Below are 25941 nucleotides of genomic sequence, written 5' to 3' on the forward strand. Positions count from 1 at the left end.
ACCTGCCCGCCGTCACCCCGCCGGGGTCACCTCCACGCCCGAGCCCTTGATCGCCGCCTTGGCGCGGTTCTCCGCGCGCACGGCTTTCTTGCCGCGCACGTACCCGGTCGCCGAGATCGATGCCGCCAGCACGGCGTCCTCACCCTTGACGAACGGATGGAAACCGACGCCGGCGCCGCCGCGGCCCTTGACCGGAATGTCGGCGACTTCAGTGACCTTCCAACTCTTTTCGGCCACGGACAGGATCGCCTCGCCGTTGCCGCACGACACCGGCAGCGCGGCGATCACCTCGTCCCCGTCGCCGGACAGCTTGACGCCGGCCACGCCGTTGCCCGCCACGCCCTGCGGGTTCACCGCGGCGGGGTCGATGCGCAGGATCTTGCCGCGTCGCGTCACGAGCGCCAGGTGGTAGCCGGACGGAAGCACCCCCGACCGCAGCAGCCCGGTGATGTCCGGCGCGACCGGGATATCGCGGATCTTGTACGGCAAGCCACCGCCGGTGGTGAACTTGATCCGGCCGTCGGTCCACACCGCCCAGCCGAGGCCGCCGGTGAGCAACTCGCCGTGGCTGTCGGAGAACACCCCGCGATCGTCCAGGCGCCAGGCAGTGTTGACCTTGCGCTCACGCGGCCCGTCCTCGTTCGAACCGGAGGACACCGGGGTGGCGTCGTAGTCGAGGACCGTGCGGCGATCGAACTCGGGGCCCTTGAACAGCTTCGCGGTCTCGACGAGCTCCTGATCGATCACCTTGCGGCGCGCGTCGGGGTTGGCCACCAACTCGGTGAGCTCGGCGAACTCGGCGTCCAGCTTCTCCGCCTCGGCCCGCAGTTCGATGACGTCGAGCTTGGTGAGTCGGCGAAGTTGAAGCGCCAGAACGTAATCGGCCTGCACCGCGTCGATTCCGAACCGCTCCTGCAGGCCCTGACGGGCCTCGTCGACGGTGTCGGAACCGCGGATGACCGCGACCGCGGCGTCGATGTCGAGGTGGATGGTCATCAGACCGGCCACCAGGTGGCGCCGGGCGGTGACCTTCTCCAGCCGGTATTCGCTGCGGTGCAGCACCACCGAATCCCGCAGCGACAGGAACGCGGCGATCAGCTCGCGCACCGACCACCAGCGCGGCACCCGGTTCTCGTCGAGCGCGACCAGGCTGGCGGCGAAGGTCGACTCCAGCGGGGTCAGCGCGAGCAGCTGGTCGCGGATCTGCTCGGCACTGTGGCCGCGTTTGGCGGTGACCACGATGCGCAGCCCGTTGCGTCGGTCGGTCAGGTCCGACATGTCCGCCACCCCGGACATCTCGCCGGACTCCACCAGCGCCCGGATCCGTTCCTGCACGGTGTTACTCGCGACACCCGGAGGCAGCTCGGTGATGATGCAGTTCTTGCCGTCGACCGACACGGTGCCGCGCACCGTGAACTGGCCGCGGCCGGTGGTGATGTATTCCCGCAGCCCGGCCGTACCGACCACGGAGGCCCCGCACCCCCAGTCGGGGCCCGGGATGAGTTTGACCAGCCGGTCGTCGGTCATGTTCGGCGTCTTCAGCAGCGCCCGGCACGCGGCCATGATCTCCCGGGGATTGTGGGCGGGCACCTTGGTGGCCCATCCCTCGGCGATGCCGACGGCGCCGTTGCACAGCAGCACCGGCCACTGGGCCGGGAGCACGGTGGGCTCGGTCCACTCGCCGTCGAACGTCGGCACCATCGGCACCGCGTGGCTGTCGAGTTCGGCGGTCAGCGCCGCACCGGGCGGTGACAACCGCATCTCGGTGTAGCGGTCGGCCGCCGGGATGTCGCCCTGTATGCGGGGGAAAGCGCCTTGTCCGTCAATGACTTTCACACGCTGGAAGTCGGCGGCCATCAGTGCGGCGGCGCCGTACATCGACGCGCCACCGTGCGGGTGCAGGTTGCCGGTGACCGCCGAGCACACCTTCGACGACTTCTGCGGCTTGTTTCCGGGCAGCAGTCGCGATTCGTGCATCTGGTAGAGCAGGCGCCGCTGGCCGGGCTTGAGGCCGTCGAACGCCGACGGAATGGCGCGGTCGCTGACGCTGTAGAGCGCGAAGGTCAGCTGGTAGTGGTTCCAGTACTCGTCGGCGCTCTGGTCGAGGACCAGGTCCGGGTTCTGTTCGGGAACGTCCAGGGTGGCGGTCACGGTGATTCCCCTACGTCAGGTCCAGCGAGGCGGTGTCGACGCGGGCGGCGACATCGGCCATCCACGTGCGCCGGCCCTCGGGCGGTCCGCCGAACAACGTGTGGTGCAGCTTCTTCTCGCCGTCGTCGGGATGCACCCGGATCACGGTGCGCCGCTGCGGATCCAGCACGGTGTTCCAGAAGTCGTCGGCGTCCATCTCGCCGAGGCCCTTGTTGCGCTGCACCTCGACCTTGCGTTTGGAGGTGGCCTTCAGCTGCGCCACCGCGGCGTCGCGCTCGGACTCGTCCTGGCAGTAGATGCGCTGCTGCCCGTCCTTGACCACGAACAGCGGCGGCAGCGTCACGTACACCATCCCCGCCTCGACGAGCGGGCGGTAGAAGTCCAGAAACATCGAGATCAGGCTCGAGTTGATGTTGCCGCCGTCGGGGTCGGCGTCGGAGGCGAACAAGATCCGGTCGTAGCGGCACAGTTCCGGGTCGCAGTTGTCGCGCACCCCGCAGCCCAGGATGCGTTCGATCGAATCGAACTCGTCTTTGGCCCGCGCCTTGCTCAGGGCGAACCCGTAGACGTTGGGAGGCTTGCCTTTCAGCGGGAATGCGGCCTGGAACGTGGCGTCGCGCGCGGCCTTGATAGTGCCCAGCGCCGAATCACCCTCGCAGAGAAACAGCTCGGCACCGGATCCGCGCCCGGTTTCCCTGCTGGGCAGCAACTTCGGCGGCAACGACAGGTTGGTTCCCAGGCCCTTGGCTTTCGACGCCGCGCGGGACCGGGCCTTGGCCCCTTCGGCGCTGCGCCGTGCCCTGGCCGATTCCAGCGCCAGCTTCGTCCACAGTGACACCGCGTCGGCGTTCGCGGGGTTGGCCGCCCAGATGGTCACGCTGCGGGCCACATCGGGGGCCATCGCCAGATTCAGCGACCGCGAGGACACCGCCGTCTTGGCCTGGGAGTCCCACGCCACGTCCGGTGCGCGGGTGTCGACGGCCAGCGCGGTGACCGCGGCGAAGTCCTGCGGTTCCGGGCCGTCCTCGCCCTTGGCGAGGCCCAGGTCGCGGATCCGGGAGGCGCGGTCGGCCAGGGCCTCGGAGAGGCCCTTCACCGCGGCGGTCAGGTGTGATCCGCCGCCGGGGGTTCGCACCGTGTTGCAGAACGCGGCGACCGTCGCGGGTTCGGCCGGGCCGGCGGTCAGTGACCAGCGGAACGGGGTCGGCCCGCGCCCGGTGGTGTACTCGCCGCGGCCTTCCACCTCCGCCCGTACCTCCGGTGCGGGCGTGCCGGCGGCGGTGCACATGAGATCGAGCAGTGTGTCGGTACCCCAGGGCCCGCTGAACGGTTCGAGCAGCGCCGGCGGCACCTCGTCGCCGGGCCAGCCTTCGTCGACGACGACCAGGTGCACACCGCGGGACATGCGCGCCGCGGCGTGGGCGCGGAGCAGCACCTCGCCGATGTCGACGGTGGAATCCGGTACGACGGCCGGATCGAACAGGATGCGCACCGTGGTGCCGTGCGCGTCGGGCTTGCGGTTACCGGTACCGCGCAGTTTCTGCGTGTCGGCGCGGGTGAACGGGGCGTCCGGATCGAAGTCCTTGCCCTCGAACACGCCGGGGTAGCCGCGGCCGAAGCTCTGCAGGTAGGTCTTGCCGCCCCGGCGGACGGTCACGTCGGTGCGGGCGGAGATGAAGACCGCGGCGGCGGCGCCGATGCCGTTCAGGCCGGCGCCCGTGCTGGCCGCGTCGGTGTGCGCGGAGAACTTGCCGCCCGCCCGGGCGGTGCCGAGGGTCTTGACGATGCCGTTCTTGCCGGTCGTCGGGTCCGTGTCGACGGGCAGTCCGCGGCCGTCGTCGGCGACGCTGACCGAGCCGTCGGCGTGCAGGGTGATGGTCACGCATGATCCGCCGTGACCCGGATCGGCCACCTCTTCGACCGCGTTGTCGATCAGCTCGCGCAAGGCGGTGTTCAGGACGTCGAGACCGAGGTTGACCGCCGGCCGCAGGCGTGTGTGCTGGACATCGTCGAGCTCGGTGATGTCGGCGGCGGTGTAACTCACTGCTGTTGCTTTCCGTCGAGGCTGGGCGGGGTGCCGCAGGAATGGTAGACGGCCGGACCGACATTTCCCCGCATCCGAGCCGTTGTGCGGAGCACGAGGTAATCTCCGCCACAGTGCGCCGGCCGGCTAGCTGCCGTAAAGATGCAGCGCACGGGCCGCTTCGGTGGCCACCGCGCCGCTCAGCGGCGCGATCGGTGGACCGCCGCGCTGATGGATCACATTCGCCAGCACGATCACGTAGGTGTCCGACCGCGGGTCCATCCACAGTGACACCCCGGTGAAGCCGGTGTGGCCGAAGCTACCGACAGGGAAGACCGACCCTCGGGGCCTGGAGTGCGCGGTGTCGATGTCCCAGCCGAGACCGCGCAGATCCTGTCCCGCCTCGATCTGAGCGGGATCGTGTCCGGGCTGCTGCGGCGTCGTCATCGCCTCGGCGCTCGGCTGCCGCAGCGGAAAAGCGCTGGGGCGGTGGGCGAGCCGGTCGAGCAGAGCCTGCGCGAACCGGCCCAGATCGTGCACGGTGGAGAACACCCCGGCGCTTCCGGACACCCCGCCCATGCGGCGGGCCGTGGGGTCGTGCACGGTCCCGCGAAGCGGGTGGCAGTGGTCGGGGTTCAGGGCCGGCGCGTCCTCGTCCCGGGCGGTCGGCGCGACGCGCGCCAGCAGCTCGGTGCTCCACGTGCCCGCCGGACAACGGCCCGGCTCCGGTCCGTGCGGATCCGGTGCGATCGCCGTACCCCGGATCCGACGTGGCCCACATGCTTTGGCGACGGGCAGATAGCGGGAGTCCGACATCCCGAGTGGGGCGAACACGTGGTCGTGGACGTAGACATCCTCGGGTTCGCCGCTGATTTTCTCCAGCAGCGCGCCCAGGATGATGAAGTTGATGTCGGAGTAGTGGAAGCGCTCGCCGGGATCGAACACCACCCACGCGGCGAGCGCGCGGCGGATTCCCTGGGCTTTGTCGGGCTTGTCCAGTCCCCACGGGCCGTCCAGACTGAGATCACCCGCGATGCCCGAGGTGTGGGTGAGCAGCATGCGCAGCGTCACCTGTGCGCGGCGCGGATCGCCGGCCGGGTTGAAGTCCGGCAGGTATGTCTGCACCGGTTCATCGATACGGATCTTGCCCTGCTCATAAAGCTGCATGACGGCAGTGGTGGTCGCGACGCTCTTGGTCAGCGACGCCAGGTCGAAGAGGGTGTCCTCGGTCATGGGTTCGGAGGGGGAGGGTTTCCCGTCCAGACCGGGTTCACCGGCGAGCTTGCGGGCGCCGAACGCCTGCCGGAAGACGATCTTGCCGGCGTGCCCGACCTGCACCACGGCGCCGGGTAGTCGATGCGCCGCGATCGCCTCCGCGACGAGCCGGGAGACGGCGGAGAAATCACCGGTCGGCGTCACCTCGGGGACCGCGGGTGCGGGTGACGCGGCCACCGGGGCGGACGGTATCGGTGCTGTCGGGGTGCCGGTGGACGGCGTAGGGGGCAGCGGATGCCCGCACGCCGCAGACACCATGATCAGCGCGACGGCCCCGACGGCGAAGAGCCGGGCACGTCGCGGTCGTGACTGCGTCACCAGGCCGACGGTAGCCGCGCCTGCTGCCTCCGGCACGGTTTCAGTCGTAGATGACGTCGAGCCCTTTGCGGCGCAACTCCTCCAGCCCGGCCCGAAACGCCTCAAGCTGCTCGGGCGGATGTCCCACCCAGTCGGTGAGCTCACCGACGATCCTCACCGGCTGGCGGCTGCGGTAGGAGTGGGTCGGGTTCCCCGGGAACTTCTTGTCCGTCACATTCGGGTCGTCCTCGACGGCCCCGAGCGGTTCGACCATGTACACGCGGCCGCGGCCCTCCCCGACAGCCAGCTCGGCCGCCCACACCGCCGCATCCAAAGTCCTGGTGATGTAGATGTGGTTCGAGACCCGGCCCGCGTCGAAGTTGGACGGCTGGCCCGGCATCAGCAGGTCGCCCACATCAAGGTCGGCTTTCGTGCCGTGCAGGTAGGCGCCTGACTCGTGAACCACGAATCGTTCTGGCGTACCGGTCATCTCCGACATACAAACCCCCTGCGTTCCTGTGGCCCGGCGATTGTGCCCGAGGTACGGGGCCTTGCCGCAAGCCCCCACCCCGGCCCTATAGTGAGACTGGGAACGGCATCGCCGCGCGAGCGCACTGCAAGATTCACGACACGACGACGATCTTCTCGGTCAGGTCGGACTCGTGACCCGTTACCCGATCGGCGGTAGCCGCGCGGCACTACGTTTCGGAAATCACTGACGCAGAACCGGTTTCGAGCGCCAGAAGCCGACGCGCGCTGGTCACGATGTGGTCTTCCAGCGTACAGCGAAGTTGTTCGGGTTCGTCATGCTCGATCGAGTTGAGAAGTACCCGGTGCTCTTCGGCGATTGCGAAGGGAGTCGAGTGCCGACGGGCCAAGCGGTGGATCTGCATTCTGATCCGGGGTTGCACGCTGGCCCACAGTTGCAGTGCGTGGTCGGAATGCGCGCTGCGAACGATTGATTCGTGGAACGTCACGTCGAGCTCATTGAGCTGATCCAGATCACCTGCTTGGGCGGCGACGTTCATCTGTTCCACGAGGTGCCGTAACTCGTCAAGTGTGGTGGGATCCGCGCCGGCTGTTCCGACAGCGAAGGATTCGATGGCCAACCGTACCGGCAACAGAACCCCGAGCAGTTCGTCGGAGCTCACCGAGGTGACGAAGGCTCCGCGATTGGGGATGTGCTGAACCAGTCCCTCGCTCTCGAGTTGACGCAGGGCCTCCCGGACCGGCCCCGGGCTGGTGCGCAGATGCGCGGCCAGGACGTCCTGTTTGAGTTGCGCTCCCGGTGCGATGAGACCTTTGACGATCTGCTCCCGCAGCCAATCCGCAATCTGGTGTCGGCGCGACGCGGCCAGTGGGGCTGGAGCGGTGGCACCCAGTCCCTCGGCGTGAGTCATGCGGTTTCTCCCTCTGCGCCGTGCCTGCGCGCATTTCATCCTAGGCATCCAGTGAGCGCGCGGGACCGCGAACTTCTCTCAGACACCCTTGCACAGATTACCGATTATAGATAATCTCCAAAAACTTGGATGGTGGGGCACCACACCTCGCCGCCGAACGGCCATCGAGCCGCCGACCTCTACCGAAGGATGACAATGCGAAAAGGCCTACTGGCAGTGGTTGTTGCGCTGATGACGGTTCTGGTGGTCACCAGCTGTACGTCATCGGGTTCGGGGAACGGTGCGGTGGGCGCCGGCCCGAGCGTTCTGACCAAGGTCCTCCAAACCAAGAAGGTGTCGATCGGGGTATTCGCCGATGCCCCGCCCTATGGGGTCATGAACAGCTCGGGCCAGTACGAAGGATTCGACATCGACAAGGCGCGCGCCCTGGCCGAATCGCTGGGCGCCGAGGTCGAGTTCATCAGCACCACCAACGCCAGTCGCATCCCGATGCTTGAGACCGGCAAGGTCGACGTCATCATCGCCGCGCTGACCAATCTGGACGAGCGGGCGCAGGTGGTCGCAATGACCCGTCCGTATGCCTCGGAAGGACAACTCGTGGTGGTGCCCGCGGGCAGCGACATCCGCACCTATGAGGACCTGACCGGAAGGAACGTCGCCGCCACCCGAGGAAGCGTGCCGGCCACGATCCTGGCGGCCCAGTTCCCGCAGGCGAATGCCAGCTTGTTCGAAGCAGTGGCGGATTCGATCCAAGCACTGCGCAGCGGGAAGGTCGATGCGCTGATGGAGAGCACAGCAGTGGTCGCCGACATCCGTGACAGCGAGGGCGACGCAGTCCGGGTTCTGGACGCCCCGGCGCTGGCACCGTCGCTGGTGTCCTTCGGGGTGAAGATGGGCGACCAGCTGTGGTTGAACTACCTGAACAACTTCATCATGAACTACAACATCGGGCAGGCCGCCAACGAGTCGTACAACAGATGGCTCGGGATGGACGTCCCCGAGCTCATCAAGTAAGGCCGAGCAGCCGAAGATGCAGCTCTACTACGGCGACGTTCTGCCCCACCTGGGTCCACTTCTGACGGGACTGGCGATCAGTATCGCGGTGAGTTTCGCCGCTGCGCTGGCCGGCGGCGCGCTGGGAATCCTCCTCTACGCCGGGCGCACCTCCGGCACTCGCGCCCTGCGCGCCGTGGCCGGCACCTACATCGAGATCATCCGTAACACACCGCTTCTCCTCCAGCTGTATCTGGTGTACTTCGCGCTGCCGCAGGCTGGTGTGAACCTGGATCCGATCGCAGCGGGCATCGTCGCGCTCACGGTCAACAACGCCGCATACATGGCCGAGATCTATCGGGCCGGATTCCAGTCTGTACCAGCAGGCCTGCGGGAAGCGGGGGAAGCGCTCGGGCTCAGCGCACGTGACACCTTCTGGCGGGTCCGGGTACCGCCGGCGATGCGCAATGTTCTGCCGGCGATCACCAACCAGACCATCCTCTTGTTCCTGGCATCCTCGGTGACCTCGGTGATTGCACTGCCCGACCTCATGCACGCGATGATGGGCATCACCTCAACCACATTCCGGACGATCGAGACGCTCACCGTCGGCGGCCTGATGTACTTCGGCGTCGCTTTCCTCATCGCCGGCGTTTCGCGGGTAATCGAAACGCGCCTCATCGCCTGGAAGGTGGCGTGATGTTCGAACAATTCGGTTGGCAGCACCTCTCTTTGATCCTGCAAGGCGCGGTGGTGACCATCCAGATCTGCGCGTTGTCGGTAGTGTTCGGCGGTCTTCTGGGGCTGGTGATCGGCTTGATGGCCGCCGGGACCGTGCGTCCCCTGAAATGGGTCAGCGCCATCTACATCGCGATCATCCGAGGTATCCCGGTGCTGCTCGTCATCTTCTTCGTGTACTTCGGGGTGCCACTGCTGGTGCCCGGCAGCGGTCTCGCCGAGTACTGGGCGGCGGTGATAGCGCTGTCGATCTTCGCCTCGGCGTACATCGGTGAGTTGGTGCGCGGCAGTATCGAGGCCGTATCGCGCGGGCAGTTCGAGGCGGCGGACGCTCTCGGCCTGAGCTACCCCGACCGAATGCGCTTCATCATCCTTCCGCAGGCGGCCCGCCTGATCGTCCCACCGGGCGTCGGTTTTCTGGTCATCCTCATCAAAGACAGCTCACTGGTGGCTGTCATAGGCCTGATCGAGTTGACGCGGGCTGCCAATATCGTCAGCTCGCAGACCGCGGATCCGATACTCGCCTACACCGTGGTCGGCGCCTTCTACTTCGTGATCTGTTTCGTGCTGTCCACATTGTCCCGCCGCTACGAACGCCGACTCGGCACCAGAGTGCCGGCGCCGAAGTTCGCAGATGCGCTCACCAACCTGACCCCGGGAGCAAGGAAATGATCGAAATTGAGGACCTCCGGCTGAGTTTCGGCGACAACGAGGTACTGCGGGGGATCTCGTGTTCGGTCAGCGAACGCGAGGTGGTGTGCATCATCGGCGCTTCCGGGTCGGGTAAGAGCACGTTGCTGCGGTGTATGAATGGGCTGGAACGCCCGTCACACGGCAGCATCGTCATCAACGGTCACCGACTCGGGCCCAATGAGTTGCCCGCCGATCTCGCCGTCATCCGCCGTGATGTGGGAATGGTGTTCCAGCACTTCAATCTCTTCCCGCACATGACGGTCATGGAGAACATCGCGCTGGCTCCCCAACGGGTGCTCAAGCACACCAAGAGCCAGGCCCGTGATCGCGGCCGGGCACTTCTCGATCGAGTCGGGCTGGCCGACAAGGCGCAGGTCTATCCCGACTCGCTCTCCGGTGGTCAGAAGCAGCGGGTGGCCATCGCCAGAGCGCTCGCCATGGATCCGGCGATCATGCTGTTCGACGAGCCGACCTCAGCGCTGGATCCGGAGATCGTCGGCGAGGTCCTTGCCGTCATGAAAGGTCTGGCCGCCGACGGGCTGACGATGGTGGTTGTCACCCACGAGATGGGATTCGCACGCGAGGTAGCCGACCGGGTGATCTACATGGACCACGGGTGCGTCATCGAAATCGACGAGCCAGCAGCGCTTTTCGGATCACCTCGGGAGCCCAGAACGCGCGAGTTCCTCAGCAAGGTGCTCTGACATGCCGGCTCTTGACACCCTGATAGTCGGGGGCGACATCGTCGACGGCGCAGGTGCAGTCCCCAGGCGCGGTGACATCGGCATCAAGGACGACCGCATCGCCTACCTCGGACTGTCGCACGACGTCCAGGCTCACCGGGTGGTGGACGCCAGCGGCATGTACGTCCTGCCCGGTTTGATCGACCCGCACAGCCACAGCGACTGGTCAGTGCTTGGGAATGCGGAGGCGTACAGCACAATTCACCAGGGCGTCACTACCGAGGTGGTGGGCAACTGTGGTGTCACCTACGCGCCGCTGGGGGCGGCTGACGTCGAATCCGCGCAGAGTGCGCTGCGGGCGATGGGCTACGAGGGGCCCGTCGACTGGCGCAGCTTCGGGTCCTTGTTGGAAACCGTGCACAGCGCCAGGACTGCGCAGAATTTGGTGTGGTTCGTCGGTCACACCGCGATCCGATCGGCAGCCAGATCCAATGCCGAATCGACCGGCGTCGACGAGTGCAGGGAGCGGATTCGGCTGGTAGAGGACGCCCTCGACGCCGGCGCGATCGGGCTGTCGAGCGGGTTGGAGTACGGTGGCGGACGATTCGCCGACCGCCAGGAGCTCGCCGACCTCGCCCGTGTCGTCGGTCGGCGGGATGGCATGTATGCCAGTCACATCCGGAATCGGGACAGTGGGCTCGACGCCGCCGTCGACGAGTTCTTCGACGTGGTCCATCAGGGCGGGGTGCGGGCTCAACTGTCACACCTCAACGTCCGGTACGGGACCGGGGCTGATCCCGGCGCATGGCACCGGGCGGTCGATCGGGTCGTCGACGAGCGTCGGCGCGGCAGCGAGGTGCTGGCCGACATGACGCCGTACCCGCACGGGATCGGGATGGCCGCGGGGCTGCTTCCGGGATGGCTCATCGAACGTCCCGCCGCCGAAGCCGCGCAGATGTTGCACGACAACGAGGTACGGGCCCGGGTGAGGGCTGACTGTGACCGGTATTGGCGCTTCGTCCACCGAGGCCAGTGGGAACGGGTCAGTCTCGGTGTGTCCATTACCCATCCGGAATGGGAAGGACTCACGTTCCCGGAGATCGCTGCTCGTCACGGCCGCGACGAGTGGGAGTGCTTGTTCGACATCCTGGCCGCCGCCGGAGCCGATATCGGCAACGTGCAGTTGCTCGGACGTCTGTTCACCGAGGACCACCTCGCAGACGCGATCGGTCACGACCACTTCCTGCTGGGCGTCGACGCTTTCACCACCCGGCGGGATGGCGCACTGCACACCCGCACCCGTCACCCGCTGTTCTACTTCGGTCATACGCATTACCTGGCCCATCACGTGCCTGCGGGCACGCTGACGTTCGAGGACGCGGTGCACCGGATGACCGGCATGGTCGCCGACCACTTCCGCATCCGCGACCGTGGATACCTGCGGCCGAACAAGTATGCCGACGTCGTGGTCCTTGACCCGGACATCCTCGCGCGCACCGACACCTGGGCGTTACCGCAGGCCTATGCCTCTGCGGCCCGCCACGTCTGGGTCAACGGGACGGCCGTGGTCACAGAGGGCCAGCACACCGGCACGCTGCCGGGCCGACTGCTGCGCTGACGTCGCACTCACAACACGAAGGAACACACCAGATGAAGATCGAACGCATCGAGACCTGCGGGCTGCGCGGGGCGACGCCGGAAGGCGGATGGTCCAACGAACTGCGCCCCGACGACGTTGTGCACACGCTCGTCGCAGTGCACACCGACACCGGCCATGTCGGCCTCGGTAGCTCGTTCACCGCGGAGGGGCTGGTGCGCGCCGCGCTGGATCTGCTGCGTCCCCAGATCATCGGACAGAGTGCTCTGGAGGTCGAACGAGTGACCGAGACTCTGCACCAGAGCGCCTTCTGGATGGGCCGCGGTGGGACACTGACCCACGCGACCAGCGCAGTCGACATCGCGCTGTGGGACCTGGCCGGTCAGGCGCTCGGGCAGCCCGTGGGCCGGCTGCTCGGGGGACGCTATCGAGATCGCGTCCGCCCGTACGCATCTGTGCTGATGGACGAGACACCCGCGATGACCGAGAACCTGGAGACCCTGGTCGCCCAGGGGTTCACCGCTTTCAAGATCGGATGGTGGAAATTCGGGCGTGTCGATTCTGCGACTGATGAGCGTACGGTGGCCGCGGCGCGCGACGCCGTCGGTGACCGGATGCTCGCTGTTGACGCAGGGGGATCGGAGGCGTTTTTCCCCGGCGGGTTGTCCTGGGCCAAACGCACGGCCGACATGCTCGCCGCCTACGATGTCGCCTGGTTTGAGGAGGCCCTTGCCCCCGACGACGTCGACGGGTTCGTCGCATTGCGCCGCCATTCCAAGATCCCGATCAGCGGCGGTGAGGTCCTCACGCGCCGCCAGTCGTTCGCTCCGTTCATCGAGGCCGGTGCTTTCGACATCGTGCAACCCGACACCACCAAGGGTGGTGGGTTGAGCGAGTCGCGACGGATCGGCTGGGCCGCTCAGGACCGGGGGATCCGACTGGTGCCGCATGGGTGGAATACCGGCGTCGGTCTGGCAGCTGATCTGCAACTGGCATCGGCGCTGGCCGCCACCGATCTGGTGGAGTACAAAACCGGGTCGGCCTACATCGACGACCTGATCCTGGGTGGCTGGGCCTTAGACGCCGAAGGGATGCTGGCGGTGCCCGACGTGCCTGGCCTCGGCGTGGCCCTCGACCCGGAAACTCTGCACCGGTACGGAACCGATCCGATGTTCGCGCAGGCCGGGTGAACGGTATGCAGCCTACTGATCTGCTCTTCTCGCACAACGTGATTCCGCTGGCATCCATAGCGGACATCGGTCATGTCGATGACATCGGCGCCGGACTCGTCGATGGCGGTTTGCCGGTGGTCGAGGTGGCCTTGCGGGGTCAGCACGGCATCCCTGCGATACGGCGGTTGACGCGACGCGGTGATCTGCTGGTCGGCGCCGGTACCGTACGCAGCACCGCGCAGGCTCACGAAGCCCTCGAGGCGGGTGCACGATTCGTGGTTTCACCCGGGCTGGACCCGGATGTCATCGAGGTGGCTCGGCACGCCGGCGTCCCGGTGATCCCGGGCGTGATGACGCCGTCCGAAGTGCAGGCGGCCGTACGTCTGGGGCTTGACCACCTCAAGCTCTTCCCGGCCGGTGCTGTGGATACGGCGGCCTGCCTGCGGTCGTACTCGCAGGTCTATCCCGACGTGCACTTCATGCCGTCCGGCGGTGTGGGTCCAAGCAATCTGAGCGAATATCTCTGTTTACCCACGGTTTTCGCGGTCAGCGGCAGCTGGATCACTGCCCGTGCGGATAGGGGTCGCGCTGCGGTGGCGCAGGCCTGCCGACAAGCGGTGGCCGCGGCCGAGTCGGTCCGCCCGCGGTGAGCACCCACCGGTTGGACGTGGTGACGGCAGGTGAGTCGCTGGGCCTGCTCACCGCCGACGATGTGGGGAGTCTGTGCCGAGTCAACAGGATGCGGATCGGATTCGGGGGCGCCGAGAGCAATGTCGCGATCGGCGTCGCCCGTCTGGGCGGCACGGCCGCGTGGATAGGTCGAGTGGGCGCCGATGCACTGGGCGAGCTGATCCTGCGTGAGCTGCGCGCTGAGATGGTGGAAACCCATGTGACAGTGGACCACGACGTCTCGACAGCGCTGATGCTCAAAGAACGTCCCCGGCCTGCAGCGAGCCGTATCACCTATTACCGGCGCGGCCACGCCGGCAGCAGGTTGTGCCCGAGCGATATCCCCGCCGAGATCATCGGCCGTGCCGGGATCGTCCACGTCACCGGCATCACCGCGGCGCTGGGTGAGCGGCCGTTGGCCGCGCTGCACAGCGTCATCGACCACGCCGGGCGGGCCGGTGCGAGGATCTCTTTCGACGTCAACCACCGCGCCGGTCTGTGGGCCGACACCGCCGACGCCGTCCTCATCTACCGCGACCTCATCACGCGAGCGCACATCGTGTTCGCCGGTGAGGACGAAGCGCAGCTGGTGACCGGTGAGCACGATCGGCAGCGGCAGCTCGATGCTCTGCTCGCGTTGGGCCCGGATCAGGTTGTGGTGAAGTGTGGGTCGCAGGGTGCGGTGGCGGCAACGGGCACCGGCACCCGCCTGTCCCGCGACGCACACCGGGTGACGGTGGTGGACACCGTCGGCGCCGGCGACGCGTTCGTGGCGGGCTGGCTGGCCGAGTCGACGCGAGGCTCTGATCTGAGCTCGTGTCTGGACGTGGCCTCCGCCTGTGGCGCGCTCGCCTGCACTACGCCCGGTGACTGGGAGGCTGCACCGACGCGAGCCGATCTCGCCCTGCTTGCCGACCCCGGACACGACCCGGTCAGCCGTTGAAAAGCGCTGGACCGACCTGGAATTGAGCTGACGCTTTCATTTCCCGGTGTTGATCCACGAGCAGCTGCCGGTCCAGCGGTCAGGCCAGCGCCCACAATCCGAGGCTGATCACGAACGCGCTGAGCCCCAGGGTCGTCTCCATCACCGTCCACGTCTTGAGGGTGGTCTTGACGTCCATGCCGAAGAACCGGCTCACCAACCAGAAACCGGAGTCGTTGACATGGGACAGGACCGTGGCACCGGCCGCGATCGCCATCACCAGCGCCGTGAGCTGGAGATTGCTCAGCTCGGCGGCGGCCACGGCGGCACTGAGCAGACCGGCGGTGGTCGTCAACGCGACGGTCGCCGAGCCCTGCGCCACACGCAGCAGCGTGGAGATCACGAACGCCTGCAGGATCAGCGAGATCCCGAGATTGGACAGTGAACCGCTCAGCGCGTCACCGATTCCGCTGAGCCGCAGCACTCCGCCGAACATGCCTCCGGCGCCCGTGATCAGGATGATCGCGCAGATCGGGCCGAGGGCTTTGTCGAGGATGTCGGTGACGGTGGCCATTGACCGGCCGCGCAACCCCAGCACCAGGATCGCCACGATCACGGTGATCAGCAGCGCGATCGAGGTGGTGCCGATCAACTTGAGGTACTCGGCCCACGTCGCACCCTCCTCGATCACCCCGGCAGTCATGAGTGTGTCGACGACGGTGTTGAACGAGATCAGGACGAACGGCAACAGCAACACCCCGAGCACCGTCCCAAAGGCGGGGGCGGTGCGGGTGGCGGTCGCGGTGGCGCCGGCACCCGTGGCTTCGTCGGTGTCGGTGTCGCGGCCGCCGTTCATCTCACCGAACAACGACGTAGGGATGTCGACGTGCACCCGCCTGCCCATCACCTGGGACACCAGGAAGGCGCCGACGTACCAGGACGCGACCGCGACAGGGGCCCCGACGAGCAGGGTGAGGCCGATGTTGGCGCCGAGGAGTTCGGCTGCCGCAACCGGACCGGGGTGCGGTGGGACCAGGGCGTGCATCGCCGCGAAGGCGCCTGCGGCCGGGAACGCGTACAGCAGAAGCGATCCGCCGAAGCGCCGGGCGACGGTCATGATGATGGGAAGGAAGACGACCAGCCCGGCGTCGAAGAAGATCGGGAAGCCGAACAGCAGCGCGGCGACACCGAGAGCGAACGGTGCGCGCTTTTCGCCGAACCGGCCGATGAGGGTGTCGGCGAGAACCTGTGCGCCACCGGTCACCTCGAGGAGCCGGCCGATCATGACACCGAAGCCGACGAGCAGGGCCACCGAGCCGAGGGTGTTGGAGAAGCCGAACGTCAGCGCGCTCGGGACGTCGGCCACCGGGATCCCGGCGGCCAGCGCGGTCAGCAGGCTCACCAGCACCAGGGCGATGAAGGCGTGCAGTCTGACCTTGATGATGAGGAACAGCAGCAGCGCGACCGCGGCCGCGGCGATCAGCAGCAGCGTACCGGTCCCGTATGCCGGATCAATCGCCTCCACGACGCCCCCTCACCGCAGTGCTGTCATTGCCTCGAATCATTGGGAATCCTCCTCGGCTGTTGGGGAATGCGTTGTGCTGACGAAGCGTTCGACGATGGCGTCGATACTCTGGTCGACGTCGATGGCGATACCGCGCTCATCGGGCTCCAGCGGTTCCAGCGTCTGGAACTGGGACTGCAACAGGTTGGCGGGCATGAAGTGCCCGGGCCTGCTGGCCTGCCGCCTGCCGATCGTCTCGACGGAGCCGGCCAGGTGCAGGAACTCGATGTCAGGGCAGTGCCGGCGCAGCTGATCCCGGTACGAGCGCTTCAAGGCGGAGCAGCTCATCACCCCGCCGTCGGGGTGGCCGGCCAGCCACTGGCCGATCGACTCCAGCCAGGGATAGCGGTCGTCGTCGTTCAGCGGGTGGCCGGCCGACATCTTCGCGATGTTGGCCGGCGGATGGAAGTCGTCGGCGTCGGCGAACGGGACGCGCAGGCGCTGCGCCAGCGCGGCGCCCACGGTCGACTTTCCGGAGCCGGAGACTCCCATGACGACGATCGGAACGGCCATGACCTCTGCCCTATCAGTGTGTGTGACGTCACACAGTGTCCATCAATGATCAGATCATTGCAATAGCGTTTCAGGAATCAGTAGCTCTTTTCGGGCCTCCGGTCGGTCTGGCATGATCAACCAGTGCTCGATCGGCCGTATGCAGGCGCGCTCCACGGCAGTCTGGTGACTGCGCTGGGCACCGGCATCGTGTCCGGGCGGTACCCGGCCGGCGGGGTTCTCACACTCGAGGGCGTCAGCGCCGAGCACGGGGTGTCCCGCAGCGTCGCGCGGGAGGCGGTCCGGGTGCTGGAGTCCATGGGCATGGTCGAATCGCGGCGCCGGGTCGGGATCACCGTCCAGCCCGCGGATAGGTGGAATGTCTTCGACCCCGTGGTGATCCGGTGGCGGCTGGACGTGGGCGACCGTAGCGCGCAACTGGTTTCACTCTCGGAACTGCGGCTGGGGTTCGAACCGGCGGCGGCGGCGCTGGCCGCGCGGCGGGCCAGTCCGCACCAGTGCCGGATCATGGCGACGGCGGTGTCGGACATGGTGGTGCACGGGCGGACCGGTGATCTGGACGCCTACCTCAACGCGGACAAGCTGTTTCATCAGACTCTGCTTGAGGCCAGCGGAAACGAGATGTTCCGGGCGCTGACCGGGGTGGTTGCCGAGGTACTCGCCGGTCGCACCCATCACGGCATGATGCCGGAGAAGCCCAACATTGCGGCGATCGCCTTGCACGACGAAGTGGCACGGGCGATCAGGATGGGCGAGGAGGAGCAGGCCGAACAGGCGATGCGCGCGATTATCGGCGAGTCTGCCGCGGCCATCGTCGAGGACTTCCCGCCGTCGCAGTAGCCGGGCAGCGCCGAGGATTCCGGCGCGGCCGACGCCGCCGACGGTAGCGCACGCGCTACCGTCAGCCGGGCGCGCAGGTGACCGACGTGGGACCCGTGCTCCGGTGGACTCAAGGGATGAATGCCTCATCGACGACCGGCTGCCGTAACCCCGTCGAGATCGCGCTGCGCGAACCGCCAGAACAGCGGCGCCGTGGCGTCCGCTGGTTTTTGGGCCTCGCGTTCCCCGGAGCGTGGATTCCGTGGACGGTGGTGCATCTCCTCGGTGGATCGCTCGACAACCCGCTGACCCAGCTGGCCACCGCGGCCTTCGTGCCGGCCATCGCGGCGTGCGTGGTCCGGCGGTGGATCACCCGACAGGGTTTCGCCGATTCCGGTCTGCGCCCGAACTGGCGGTCGTCCTGGCCGTATTACCTCGCCGCCACGACCATTCCGTGGGCAGTGCTGCTTCTCGCCGTGGCCGTCGCGGTGCTCGCCGGAATGTGGTCGCCGCAGCAGTTCGAGATGAGCACCGCCGCGTGGGTGTATCTGGCAGCCGGGCCGGCCGTATGCGTGGTGACGGCGCCGATCTTCTGGGGTGAGGAGTATGGGTGGACGGCGTATCTGCGGGACCGGTTGGTGCCCGGACGCCCGGTCGCTACCACTTTTCTGACCGGCCTCATCTGGGGGGTGTGGCATTGGCCGTTACCCTGGGTCGGCTACTTCGGCGGCGGAACCGTTGCGGCAGAGGCGATTTGGAGCATGCTGTGGTGGCTGCCGCTGAGCATTCTGCTGGAGTTCCTCATCGGCTGGCTGTGGTCGGCGACCGACTCGGTCTGGCCGGGCGCGATGCTGCACGCCGGTAGCAATCTCGTCGCCTCGGCCGGCATGCTCCACGTCTTCGGCGACACTGTCGGCATCAACGACACCACATTCCTGCTGTGCGTCGGCCTGCTGCCCTTCGTCACGGTGATCGTGATCAGCCGGAATACCGGTGGACCTAAACTCGCATGATGGTCCTGGCTCCGGCTCCGTCGTTGGGCGCTGCGATGGCGTCGGGGCCGCGGTATCTGCTGTCGGCGTGGCCCTGGCGGGCACTGGTGTGCACGTTGTTCGGTGGGGTACTGAGCGCCGTTCTGATCGTCGGTATGCCGTTGACACTAGTTCTGGGAGTGTCGCGTTCGTTGCGTAACGCGGTGTCGTCGCCGCTGTTGGAGGTGGAATGCGCCCGCCTGTCGCTGATCGACGAACAGACCGCGGAACGCATCCGCGGCGACCTGGCCGGGGCCCGTGCCGAGCAGCGCCTGCCAACCCCGCGTCAGGTCGGCTATGTGCTGTTCACCGCGTTGATCACCGGACCGCTGGGCGTGGTGATGGTGGGCTTCCTGGCGATTCTGACCACCGTGATGGTGGCCGCGCCGTGGCTGGTCCGGCCGGGCGAGCCGATCAACGTCGCGCTGTGGTTGGTCGACAGCTCCGGCGAGGCGTGGATCGCGGCGCTGCTGGGCGCCGGATTCCTGATCCTGACGGCCTATCTGGTCGGCGCCTACGCCGCCGCGCTGGGGCAGCTCGCCGGTGCCGCGCTGACCGATCCGCAGGCGTTGCAACGCGAAGTGGCCCGGCTCGAGCAATCCCGGACCGCGCTGTTGACCGCGGTCGAACAGGAGCGCCGGCGCATCGAGAGCGACCTGCACGACCGTGTGCAGCACCGGCTGGTGGCGCTGGCCCTGACGCTAGGGATCGCCGAGAACGCCCACGGCGACGACGACACGGGCCGTCTGGCCGCCGACGCGCACCGCCAGGTCGACGACATCGCTGCCGAACTGCGTTCGGTGCTGCTCGGCATCATGCCCCGGGCACTCACCGAGCACGGTCTGATCGCGGCCGTCACCGACCTGGTCGGCCCCTACCCGTTGCCGGTCCACGTCGCCTTCGGCGATACCGAGGTCCCCCGGCGCCTGCCGCCGGCGGTCGAGCACACCGCCTACCTAGTGCTCAACGAGGCGCTGACGAACATCGTCAAACACGCTTCGGCGTCGACCGTCACCCTCACCGCCGGACGGCATGAGGACCTGTGGCGGCTCACGATTCGCGACGACGGATGCGGCGGCGCCGTGCTCCGTCCCGGCCGGGGGCTGGCCACCTTGATCGCTCGCGTCGAGGCCGGCAACGGCACACTGACGATCTCGAGCCCCACTGGCGGACCCACCGAGGTGAGCATGCGATGCCCGGTGTGACGAGAGACGGTCGTGACCCTCTGAGGATCGTCCTCGCCGAGGACGCCCCGCTGCTGCGCGCCGGGATCGTCAGCGTCCTGGAATCGGACGGCCATAAGGTGTGCGCGGCGGTCGAATCGGCCGACGAGCTGCGCGCCGCGGCGCGGACTCATGCCCCGGACGTGGTGATCACCGACGTCCGGATGCCGCCTACGCACACCGATGAGGGCATCGGGATTGCGATCGAACTCCGGCGGGCCACACCCGGCCTTCCGGTGGTCATCCTGTCGCAATACACCTCGGTGGGCTCACTGGACCAACTGCTCGATCGCACCGCTGACACCGGCCGCGGCGGTCTCGGCTACCTCCTCAAAGACCGAGTCGCGCATGTCCGCCACTTCCTCGACGCGGTCCGTGACATCGCCGCCGGATCCATGATCATCGACCCTGATATCGTCGTCGCCCTCGTCGGCGCCTCGCGCAGGAAAGGCGTGCTGTCGGCGCTGACACCCCGCGAGGAGGAAGTCCTCGGACTCATGGCCCAGGGCCTGACCAACGCCCAGATCGCACAGCGGCTCGTCGTGTCCGAGGCGGCGGTGCGCAAGCACGTCGGCGGCATCTTCGCGAAGCTCCCGCTCTCCGACGACGGCGACCGCCGAGTCCTCGCGGTGCTGACCTACCTCAGCGAGTTCTGACCGAGTTCAAGCTGCGTCATTCGCTTCCGATACGTGGCTCGCCACTGGCGGTCACGGATGCGGGGAACGCCGTAGGTGGGCCCGGCAAGTACGACGCAGTCCAGATACACCACCCGTCGCTCCGGGAAATCGGAAGGCCCACGCGAACTCCGTTGACAAATTCGCCTGCCTCCGTGGCGATGATGCGGATCTGCGCGATGACATGATCCGAAATCTCGTGAGCAGTAAGCGTGGCGGGCAGAGTGATGTGCACTGCCTTCCATATGTTCATCCGTCTCCTACACCTTCGTATCGTGTTCGGGTCCGTCCAGTGGGAAGTGAAGCGGGAAGGTCGGCGGCGACGGCGAACGCTCACAGCCACCACGCCTGCGGTTCAGGCCACCGTCGGCTTATTTCCTGGGCTTCCCGGACAAGCTGACAGAACACCCTCCGGGGAGGAAGGGCTGATCTGCGCGGTCAGCCGAGGAAACGCTCGTCGCGCCGCGGGTCAGCTGCATCGTCCAACTGAGGTGTACCAGAACTATTCCACAAGAGGTCCGAAATCTTGGTCGTTTATCAAAAATCGCCGCAACGGCGCCAGCGAGAGGCGAGGCCCCTTGTCTAACGGCACACTTTCGGTACATAATGATCCACGTCACACAACGTGAAGAAGCATGGCCGGCTCGACCGCTTCCCTTGCGGGGCCTGCGGATGGAGCCGGCAGCTTGCGACCTTTTGCTTGTGAACCAGGTTGGAGAGTATCGATGTCGCCGAAAACCCTGCAGTGCGACGTGTTTCGGCGCGCTAGCTGCGCAGCTGCATCTTCAGCGCCAAGGCAGGCACGCGCGTGATGTGGCGCGCCCCTTCGTTCGGCACCGGAGAACGGGCTTAGTCGTACGCCCCGGCGCCACCCTTCTCGCGTGGATTACGGGCGCCGCCGCCGCAACTGTGAGCACATGTGAACCCGCGTAGTGAACCCGCAATGGCTTAGTTACGAATTGGAGGCAAGGTGAAGAAGATAGTGCTGGTCGGTTCGCTCGACACGAAGGGTCGCGAGTATGCGTACTTGCGAGATCGGCTGTACGACAATGGCGTTGATGTGATCGTTATTGATGCCGGCGTGCAGGATCCCGTCGGGATAGAAGCCGATCACAGTAACCAAGTAGTCGCTGAGCTTGCGGGAACGTCGCTCACGGAGCTTCGCGAGCGTGGAGACCGTGCCGAAGCACTCAACAAGATGGCGGCAGGCGCGGGCGTTCTTCTGCGGCGACTCCACGCCGAAGGCCATCTCGATGCGGTCGCCGGGCTTGGGGGCACGGGAGGTTCGACTCTTGTCAGCGCCGCGATGCGCGAGTTGCCGGTAGGCACGCCGAAACTCCTTGTGTCTACCGTTGCCTCTGGAGACACGCGGGCCTACGTGGGCAATACCGATATCACCATGATGAACTCGATAGTGGATATCGCCGGAATCAATCGGATCAGCGCGAAGATCCTCAACAACGCCGCGGCTGCAGCGGCCGGACTGGCGAAACGCACTGAAGTGCCGAGCTCGGGTCATGGGCGCGTTATCGGAGCGACCATGTTCGGCCTCACCACTCCTTGCGTCACTGCCGCCCGTGAGTACCTCGAGGCTCGTGGGTATGAAGTTCTCGTGTTTCATGCCACGGGGGCGGGCGGCCAGGCGCTCGAAGGCCTCATCGATGCCGGACTTGTGGACGGCATGTTGGACACAACCACCACCGAGTTGGCCGACAACCTCGTGGGCGGTGTCTTTTCCGCCGGACCGGATCGCCTGACGGCCGCTGGACGGCGCGGTATACCGCAGGTCGTTTCCGTCGGAGCCGTCGATATGGTGAACTTCGGCCCAGAAGATACTGTGCCAGAGAGGTTTTCGACACGTCGATTCCATCGGCACAATGCTACGGTTACCTTGATGCGGACCACTCCGTCGGAAAACGAGCTGATCGGTAAGGAAATTGCGTCGAAGGTTAATGCCGCGACTGGGCCTTCGGCGGTGTATTTTCCGTTACGGGGAGTGTCGGGCATTGACGTGGAAGGCGGGAGTTTCTTCTGGCCCGAAGCCGACGCAGCACTTGAGAAGGCGCTGTCAGAGAATCTCAACCCCGAGATTCCGCTGGAAGTGCTCGACATGACTCTGAATGATCCCGAGTTCGGCGTCGCAATGGCGTCGCGGCTACACGATCTGATGCAGGTGGCGTATCCAGATATTCGCGAAAGGCATTCATGAGCGGTCGCGTGTTACGTGTCCTGCGAGATGAGATCGCGACAGGACGCGTGATCATCGGCGCGGGCGCTGGAACCGGGCTGTCCGCCAAGTGTGCCGAAGCTGGTGGAGCAGACCTGATCGTCATCTACAACTCCGGTCGCTACAGGATGGCCGGACGTGGATCGCTGTCGGGCCTCATGCCCTACGGCGATGCCAATGCGGTGGTCTTGGATATGGCCCGCGAGATCCTCACTGTTGTAGACCACACTCCGGTCCTGGCCGGCGTCTGCGGCACCGATCCCTTTCGCGACATGGGTGTGTTCTTGCGCCAACTCGCTGACCTCGGTTTCGCCGGAGTGCAGAACTTTCCCACTGTCGGATTGATTGACGGTACCTTCCGCCTGAACCTGGAGGAGACCGGTATGAGCTACAGCCTGGAAGTCGAGATGGTGCGGCATGCCAGTGAGTTGGGTCTGCTCACGGCTCCCTATGTGTTCACACCTGACGACGCCAAAGCCATGGCAGAGGCCGGCGCCGATATCCTCGTGGCGCATATGGGGTTGACCCGGTCCGGCACGATCGGAGCCCAAACATCGAGATCGCTCGACGAGTGCGTGACGGCCGTTCAAGCGATCGCCGAAGCGGGGCGCGCTGTCGACTCCGACATTCTCGTGCTTTGTCACGGCGGGCCGATTGTCGAACCGGCGGATGTGCAATACGTCCTTGACCGGACCCAGGGTGTGAGTGGGTTCTTCGGCGCATCAAGCGTCGAGAGGATCCCGACCGAAGAAGCAATTACCGGGCAGATGCGCAAACTCAAGGCCAGCTCGCCGGCAGGGCGCGCTCGGCTCTAGGGGGACTGTGCCATGGAACGGGGGCATTGCGACATATGTCGCCGGCCTGTGTGGTTCGCTCACCACGAACCCACTTGGAGACTGGTATGCCTGGATCCCACACCGTCGGTTTCGGGAAAATACGCGGTATCTCGGAGCCACGATGGAACAATTGTCGTTCGCAGTGTCTACAACGTGGAACAGGTTGAGACCGCGCCCGCGGCCCTGTTCTCCGAGCATGGTTGCACCGCATCTGCAGTCCTCACGATTGATTGAGGGCAAGCGCAAGGACGTTGGGAGAACGCAAGATGTCACTTGAAGAGATTCCGTTCGGCCACACGGCGTGGTCAGCGCCATACAGATCCGTCGCCTCGCACGTTCTCAGTTCCAGCGTCGTCGCGCCGATGTCGCTGCACGAGCTGGCTGTGCTGACCGACGTCGACACCACCGAGTTCATCAACCCGACAACGGTATTCGATTACGGACCCACTGGTGGAAGTGTCGAGCTGCGCGAGGCCGTGGTCAGTGGGATGCCCGGCTTGATACCGGACAACGTTGCTATCAGCTCCGGAGCCGGTGACGCGCTGGCGACAGTGGCGCGTCTGTTGTGCGTTTCGGACCGGCATGTCATAGTCTCGCTGCCCAGTCACGAAAGCGTAGTCTCGATCGCGCGTGCGAGCGGTGTCGATGTCACATTCGTGCCACCGCCCCTGTCTGTGGACGACATCCTGCCTCATATCCGGCCGAACACCGCAGCAGCCTTTCTGAGTTCTCCACAGACCCCAACGGGCCAAGTCGTCCCTGCGGAATCCCTGACACGTCTCGCGCAAGAGCTCGCCCGTCACGGCGGCTTGCTGATCGTCGACGAAGTATTTCGGGGTGTGCCCATGGGTGTCCCCGCAGTACCTTTGCCTGTGGCTTCGCTTGTGCCCAACGGAGTCTCAATCGGTAGCCTGTCGAAGGTCCACGGGTTGCCCGGACTCCGTTTGGGTTGGGTCGCCGGCCCCACGTTGCTGGTCGACGATGTGCGATCCATGCAGCGGTGGACGTCACGAATGCCGTCGACTACGTCTGAACCGATAGCAATTTTGGCATTGCGGAACGCCGATGCACTCTTAGGTCGGGCCCGCTCGCTGATCTACGACAGTTTCGCTGAGTTCGCCGCTCTGGTCGACCATGAGCCGGGACTGGTAGACCTTTGCCTTCCCGACGGCGGTACTACCGCCTTTCCGGCCATCCACGTGCCCAATGCGGATGCGTGGTGTAACAGCGTCGCCGAAGAGTACGGACTGTTGCTGGCGCCAGGAGGAATTTGCTTCGGAATGCCGGGCAGATTCCGCATCAACCTCGGCTTGCGGCCTGAGGTGCGCTCCGCGGCGTTTCCGATCCTCGCGCGTGCGCTGGCACACGCGCGTCAACTTCAAACGTGAATCGTCGTCAACGGCAGTCAGTCGATCGCTGATTCCGTCCTCTGCCGATTGAAGCCGTCCGCCGTCGCCTTGGCCGAGTCCGGCGTCATCAATCTGGCCTTGAGGAAGGCGAGTTCGTTCGAGGTGATTCCAGTGCGATATTGGCGAAGTGCAACGCGGTCGTCGGTCGAGGGGGCCGGGACGTCGGCGGAATGTAGCAGGACGTCCAGACGCAACTCGCACTCCTTCGAAAGGGAATCGCGGCCAGTCAGCTCAACCTGCAAGTCGGGCCGGATTTCAGCGAGTCGGCGACATACGTAGCGGTATTCCGAGTCGTCGTGAGTCGCGATCCCAACGCGGGCCGCCGTCGGTAGCTCGCACACCGCCAGTCGTAGATCGGTATCCAGAGCGAGGCCTACTGAGAAGGTGTCGTTGACGCCGCTGACGCGGGCTCGCACGGCGGACACGTGTGCGACGGTAGCGACGAACACGGTGTTGGGCGTGGGTTCAACGGCGTCGAGTGTTACTGCTTGGACAGGGTGGGCAAGTAAGTGCGACAACAGTTCGGCGTCGATGGCGAAGTCCGATTCGTGACGGACGAACACGACACGAACCTCGTGGATGGACCGGTTCTCGAATGATCTGCGAGCAAGGGCGGTGAAATCCTCCTCCGACATCCCACTTCGCAGCGCGGCGTCCGCGGCCTCAGCGAGTAAGGCGTCGACGCTCTGCGGGGTCGCCGACGCGCAGACGAATCGACCGTTCTCTTTCCTCGCCACCAACCCTTCGCTTTCCAGCGCGGCGAATGCGGCGTGCACGGTCGCGCGATGGACACCAACGGTCTCCGCCACGCTTCGAACTGAGGGCAGAAGTTCGCCCACCTGCTGGCTTGCGATCCAACTTCTCAGTGTCGCAGCGAGCCGTGTCCGCAAATCCTTCCTGGAGCGTGAGTCCACGGACTCCAGTGCATCGCGGAGTGAAATGTCGAGATCAGCGAACCGTCGTTGACCAGTCACCCGGCCTCCTACCCCCTCGTTGCCTGTACCCACCCCAGGTCCTGATAGCTCAGCCTAG

23 protein-coding genes are annotated in these 25941 nt (G+C 66.2%); 15 read left to right on the plus strand and 8 right to left on the minus strand.

Features of this window, described 5'->3' with window-relative positions; genetic code table 11:
• Nucleotides 1-12: 12 nt before the first annotated feature.
• From ACTWP6_RS16565 to ACTWP6_RS16585, 5 genes are all read right to left on the minus strand, one after another.
• The gene (locus tag ACTWP6_RS16565) at nucleotides 13-2151 is read right to left on the minus strand and encodes a DNA gyrase subunit A (protein ID WP_260756044.1); all 2139 of its coding nucleotides are present in this window, start codon (nucleotides 2149-2151) and stop codon (nucleotides 13-15) included.
• Between the two features lie 10 nt (nucleotides 2152-2161).
• Nucleotides 2162-4195, minus strand: a complete 2034-nt coding sequence (locus tag ACTWP6_RS16570; RefSeq protein ID WP_260756043.1) for a toprim domain-containing protein — start codon at nucleotides 4193-4195, stop codon at nucleotides 2162-2164.
• 126 nt (nucleotides 4196-4321) lie between these two features.
• Nucleotides 4322-5767, minus strand: coding sequence for a serine hydrolase domain-containing protein (locus tag ACTWP6_RS16575; protein ID WP_260756042.1), 1446 nt, complete (start codon nucleotides 5765-5767; stop codon nucleotides 4322-4324).
• A 40-nt stretch (nucleotides 5768-5807) separates the two neighbouring features.
• On the minus strand, nucleotides 5808-6245 hold the full coding sequence (gene arr, locus ACTWP6_RS16580) for an NAD(+)--rifampin ADP-ribosyltransferase (RefSeq protein WP_396884763.1): 438 nt from the start codon (nucleotides 6243-6245) through the stop codon (nucleotides 5808-5810).
• 199 nt (nucleotides 6246-6444) lie between these two features.
• Nucleotides 6445-7146 (minus strand): GntR family transcriptional regulator, encoded by a 702-nt coding sequence (locus ACTWP6_RS16585; RefSeq protein WP_260756040.1) that lies wholly within the window; start codon nucleotides 7144-7146, stop codon nucleotides 6445-6447.
• Between the two features lie 231 nt (nucleotides 7147-7377).
• On the opposite strand from ACTWP6_RS16585, the gene ACTWP6_RS16590 reads away from it, so the two are divergent.
• Genes ACTWP6_RS16590 through ACTWP6_RS16625 form a run of 8 tightly spaced genes read left to right on the plus strand, consistent with a single transcriptional unit; the run spans nucleotide 7378 to nucleotide 14634 of the window.
• Nucleotides 7378-8160, plus strand: a complete 783-nt coding sequence (locus tag ACTWP6_RS16590; RefSeq protein WP_260756039.1) for a transporter substrate-binding domain-containing protein — start codon at nucleotides 7378-7380, stop codon at nucleotides 8158-8160.
• A gap of 16 nt (nucleotides 8161-8176) precedes the next feature.
• Entirely contained in the window at nucleotides 8177-8839 is a 663-nt protein-coding gene (locus ACTWP6_RS16595; protein ID WP_443188272.1) for an amino acid ABC transporter permease, read from the plus strand.
• Complete coding sequence (locus ACTWP6_RS16600) at nucleotides 8839-9549, plus strand: amino acid ABC transporter permease (protein WP_260756037.1); 711 nt, start codon at nucleotides 8839-8841, stop codon at nucleotides 9547-9549. The genes ACTWP6_RS16595 and ACTWP6_RS16600 overlap by 1 nt, the downstream gene beginning before the upstream one ends.
• Nucleotides 9546-10274 carry an amino acid ABC transporter ATP-binding protein gene (locus tag ACTWP6_RS16605; RefSeq protein ID WP_443188273.1) on the plus strand — a complete coding sequence of 243 codons (729 nt, stop codon included), beginning with the start codon at nucleotides 9546-9548 and terminating at the stop codon, nucleotides 10272-10274. Before ACTWP6_RS16600 ends, ACTWP6_RS16605 begins: the two co-directional genes overlap by 4 nt.
• Nucleotide 10275: 1 nt before the next feature.
• Nucleotides 10276-11871, plus strand: a complete 1596-nt coding sequence (locus ACTWP6_RS16610; protein WP_443188274.1) for an N-acyl-D-amino-acid deacylase family protein — start codon at nucleotides 10276-10278, stop codon at nucleotides 11869-11871.
• A gap of 32 nt (nucleotides 11872-11903) precedes the next feature.
• Complete coding sequence (locus tag ACTWP6_RS16615; protein WP_260756034.1) at nucleotides 11904-13040, plus strand: mandelate racemase/muconate lactonizing enzyme family protein; 1137 nt, start codon at nucleotides 11904-11906, stop codon at nucleotides 13038-13040.
• Between the two features lie 5 nt (nucleotides 13041-13045).
• Nucleotides 13046-13672, plus strand: a complete 627-nt coding sequence (locus ACTWP6_RS16620) for a bifunctional 4-hydroxy-2-oxoglutarate aldolase/2-dehydro-3-deoxy-phosphogluconate aldolase (RefSeq protein ID WP_260756033.1) — start codon at nucleotides 13046-13048, stop codon at nucleotides 13670-13672.
• Nucleotides 13669-14634 carry a sugar kinase gene (locus tag ACTWP6_RS16625; RefSeq protein ID WP_260756032.1) on the plus strand — a complete coding sequence of 322 codons (966 nt, stop codon included), beginning with the start codon at nucleotides 13669-13671 and terminating at the stop codon, nucleotides 14632-14634. Before ACTWP6_RS16620 ends, ACTWP6_RS16625 begins: the two co-directional genes overlap by 4 nt.
• Before the next feature lie 79 nt (nucleotides 14635-14713).
• On the opposite strand, the gene ACTWP6_RS16630 is transcribed toward ACTWP6_RS16625, so the two are convergent.
• Nucleotides 14714-16138 (minus strand): GntP family permease, encoded by a 1425-nt coding sequence (locus tag ACTWP6_RS16630; RefSeq protein ID WP_260756031.1) that lies wholly within the window; start codon nucleotides 16136-16138, stop codon nucleotides 14714-14716.
• A gap of 36 nt (nucleotides 16139-16174) precedes the next feature.
• Nucleotides 16175-16690, minus strand: coding sequence for a gluconokinase (locus ACTWP6_RS16635; protein WP_260756030.1), 516 nt, complete (start codon nucleotides 16688-16690; stop codon nucleotides 16175-16177).
• A gap of 123 nt (nucleotides 16691-16813) precedes the next feature.
• Here ACTWP6_RS16635 and ACTWP6_RS16640 point away from each other — a divergent pair, with 123 nt between their 5' ends.
• The 7 genes from ACTWP6_RS16640 (at nucleotide 16814) to ACTWP6_RS16670 (ending at nucleotide 24888) form a co-directional block, all read left to right on the plus strand.
• The gene (locus ACTWP6_RS16640) at nucleotides 16814-17530 is read left to right on the plus strand and encodes a FadR/GntR family transcriptional regulator (RefSeq protein WP_260756029.1); all 717 of its coding nucleotides are present in this window, start codon (nucleotides 16814-16816) and stop codon (nucleotides 17528-17530) included.
• A gap of 116 nt (nucleotides 17531-17646) precedes the next feature.
• Nucleotides 17647-18522, plus strand: a complete 876-nt coding sequence (locus tag ACTWP6_RS16645; RefSeq protein WP_260756028.1) for a CPBP family intramembrane glutamic endopeptidase — start codon at nucleotides 17647-17649, stop codon at nucleotides 18520-18522.
• On the plus strand, nucleotides 18522-19745 hold the full coding sequence (locus ACTWP6_RS16650; RefSeq protein ID WP_260756027.1) for a sensor histidine kinase: 1224 nt from the start codon (nucleotides 18522-18524) through the stop codon (nucleotides 19743-19745). Before ACTWP6_RS16645 ends, ACTWP6_RS16650 begins: the two co-directional genes overlap by 1 nt.
• On the plus strand, nucleotides 19742-20419 hold the full coding sequence (locus tag ACTWP6_RS16655) for a response regulator (protein ID WP_443188275.1): 678 nt from the start codon (nucleotides 19742-19744) through the stop codon (nucleotides 20417-20419). Before ACTWP6_RS16650 ends, ACTWP6_RS16655 begins: the two co-directional genes overlap by 4 nt.
• 988 nt (nucleotides 20420-21407) lie before the next feature.
• Entirely contained in the window at nucleotides 21408-22646 is a 1239-nt protein-coding gene (locus ACTWP6_RS16660; protein ID WP_260756025.1) for a Tm-1-like ATP-binding domain-containing protein, read from the plus strand.
• Nucleotides 22643-23479: a phosphoenolpyruvate hydrolase family protein gene (locus ACTWP6_RS16665; RefSeq protein WP_260756024.1), complete on the plus strand. Its 837-nt coding sequence runs from the start codon at nucleotides 22643-22645 to the stop codon at nucleotides 23477-23479. Before ACTWP6_RS16660 ends, ACTWP6_RS16665 begins: the two co-directional genes overlap by 4 nt.
• A gap of 287 nt (nucleotides 23480-23766) precedes the next feature.
• A complete protein-coding gene (locus ACTWP6_RS16670; RefSeq protein WP_443188276.1) occupies nucleotides 23767-24888 on the plus strand; it encodes an aminotransferase class I/II-fold pyridoxal phosphate-dependent enzyme in 1122 nt (373 codons plus the stop codon).
• Between the two features lie 17 nt (nucleotides 24889-24905).
• Here the strand turns inward: ACTWP6_RS16670 and ACTWP6_RS16675 are convergent, their stop codons facing one another.
• Complete coding sequence (locus ACTWP6_RS16675; RefSeq protein WP_443188277.1) at nucleotides 24906-25916, minus strand: GntR family transcriptional regulator; 1011 nt, start codon at nucleotides 25914-25916, stop codon at nucleotides 24906-24908.
• Nucleotides 25917-25941: the final 25 nt, after the last annotated feature.

The sequence above is a fragment of the Mycobacterium sp. 4D054 genome, assembly GCF_052245755.1.
Classification (GTDB): domain Bacteria; phylum Actinomycetota; class Actinomycetes; order Mycobacteriales; family Mycobacteriaceae; genus Mycobacterium.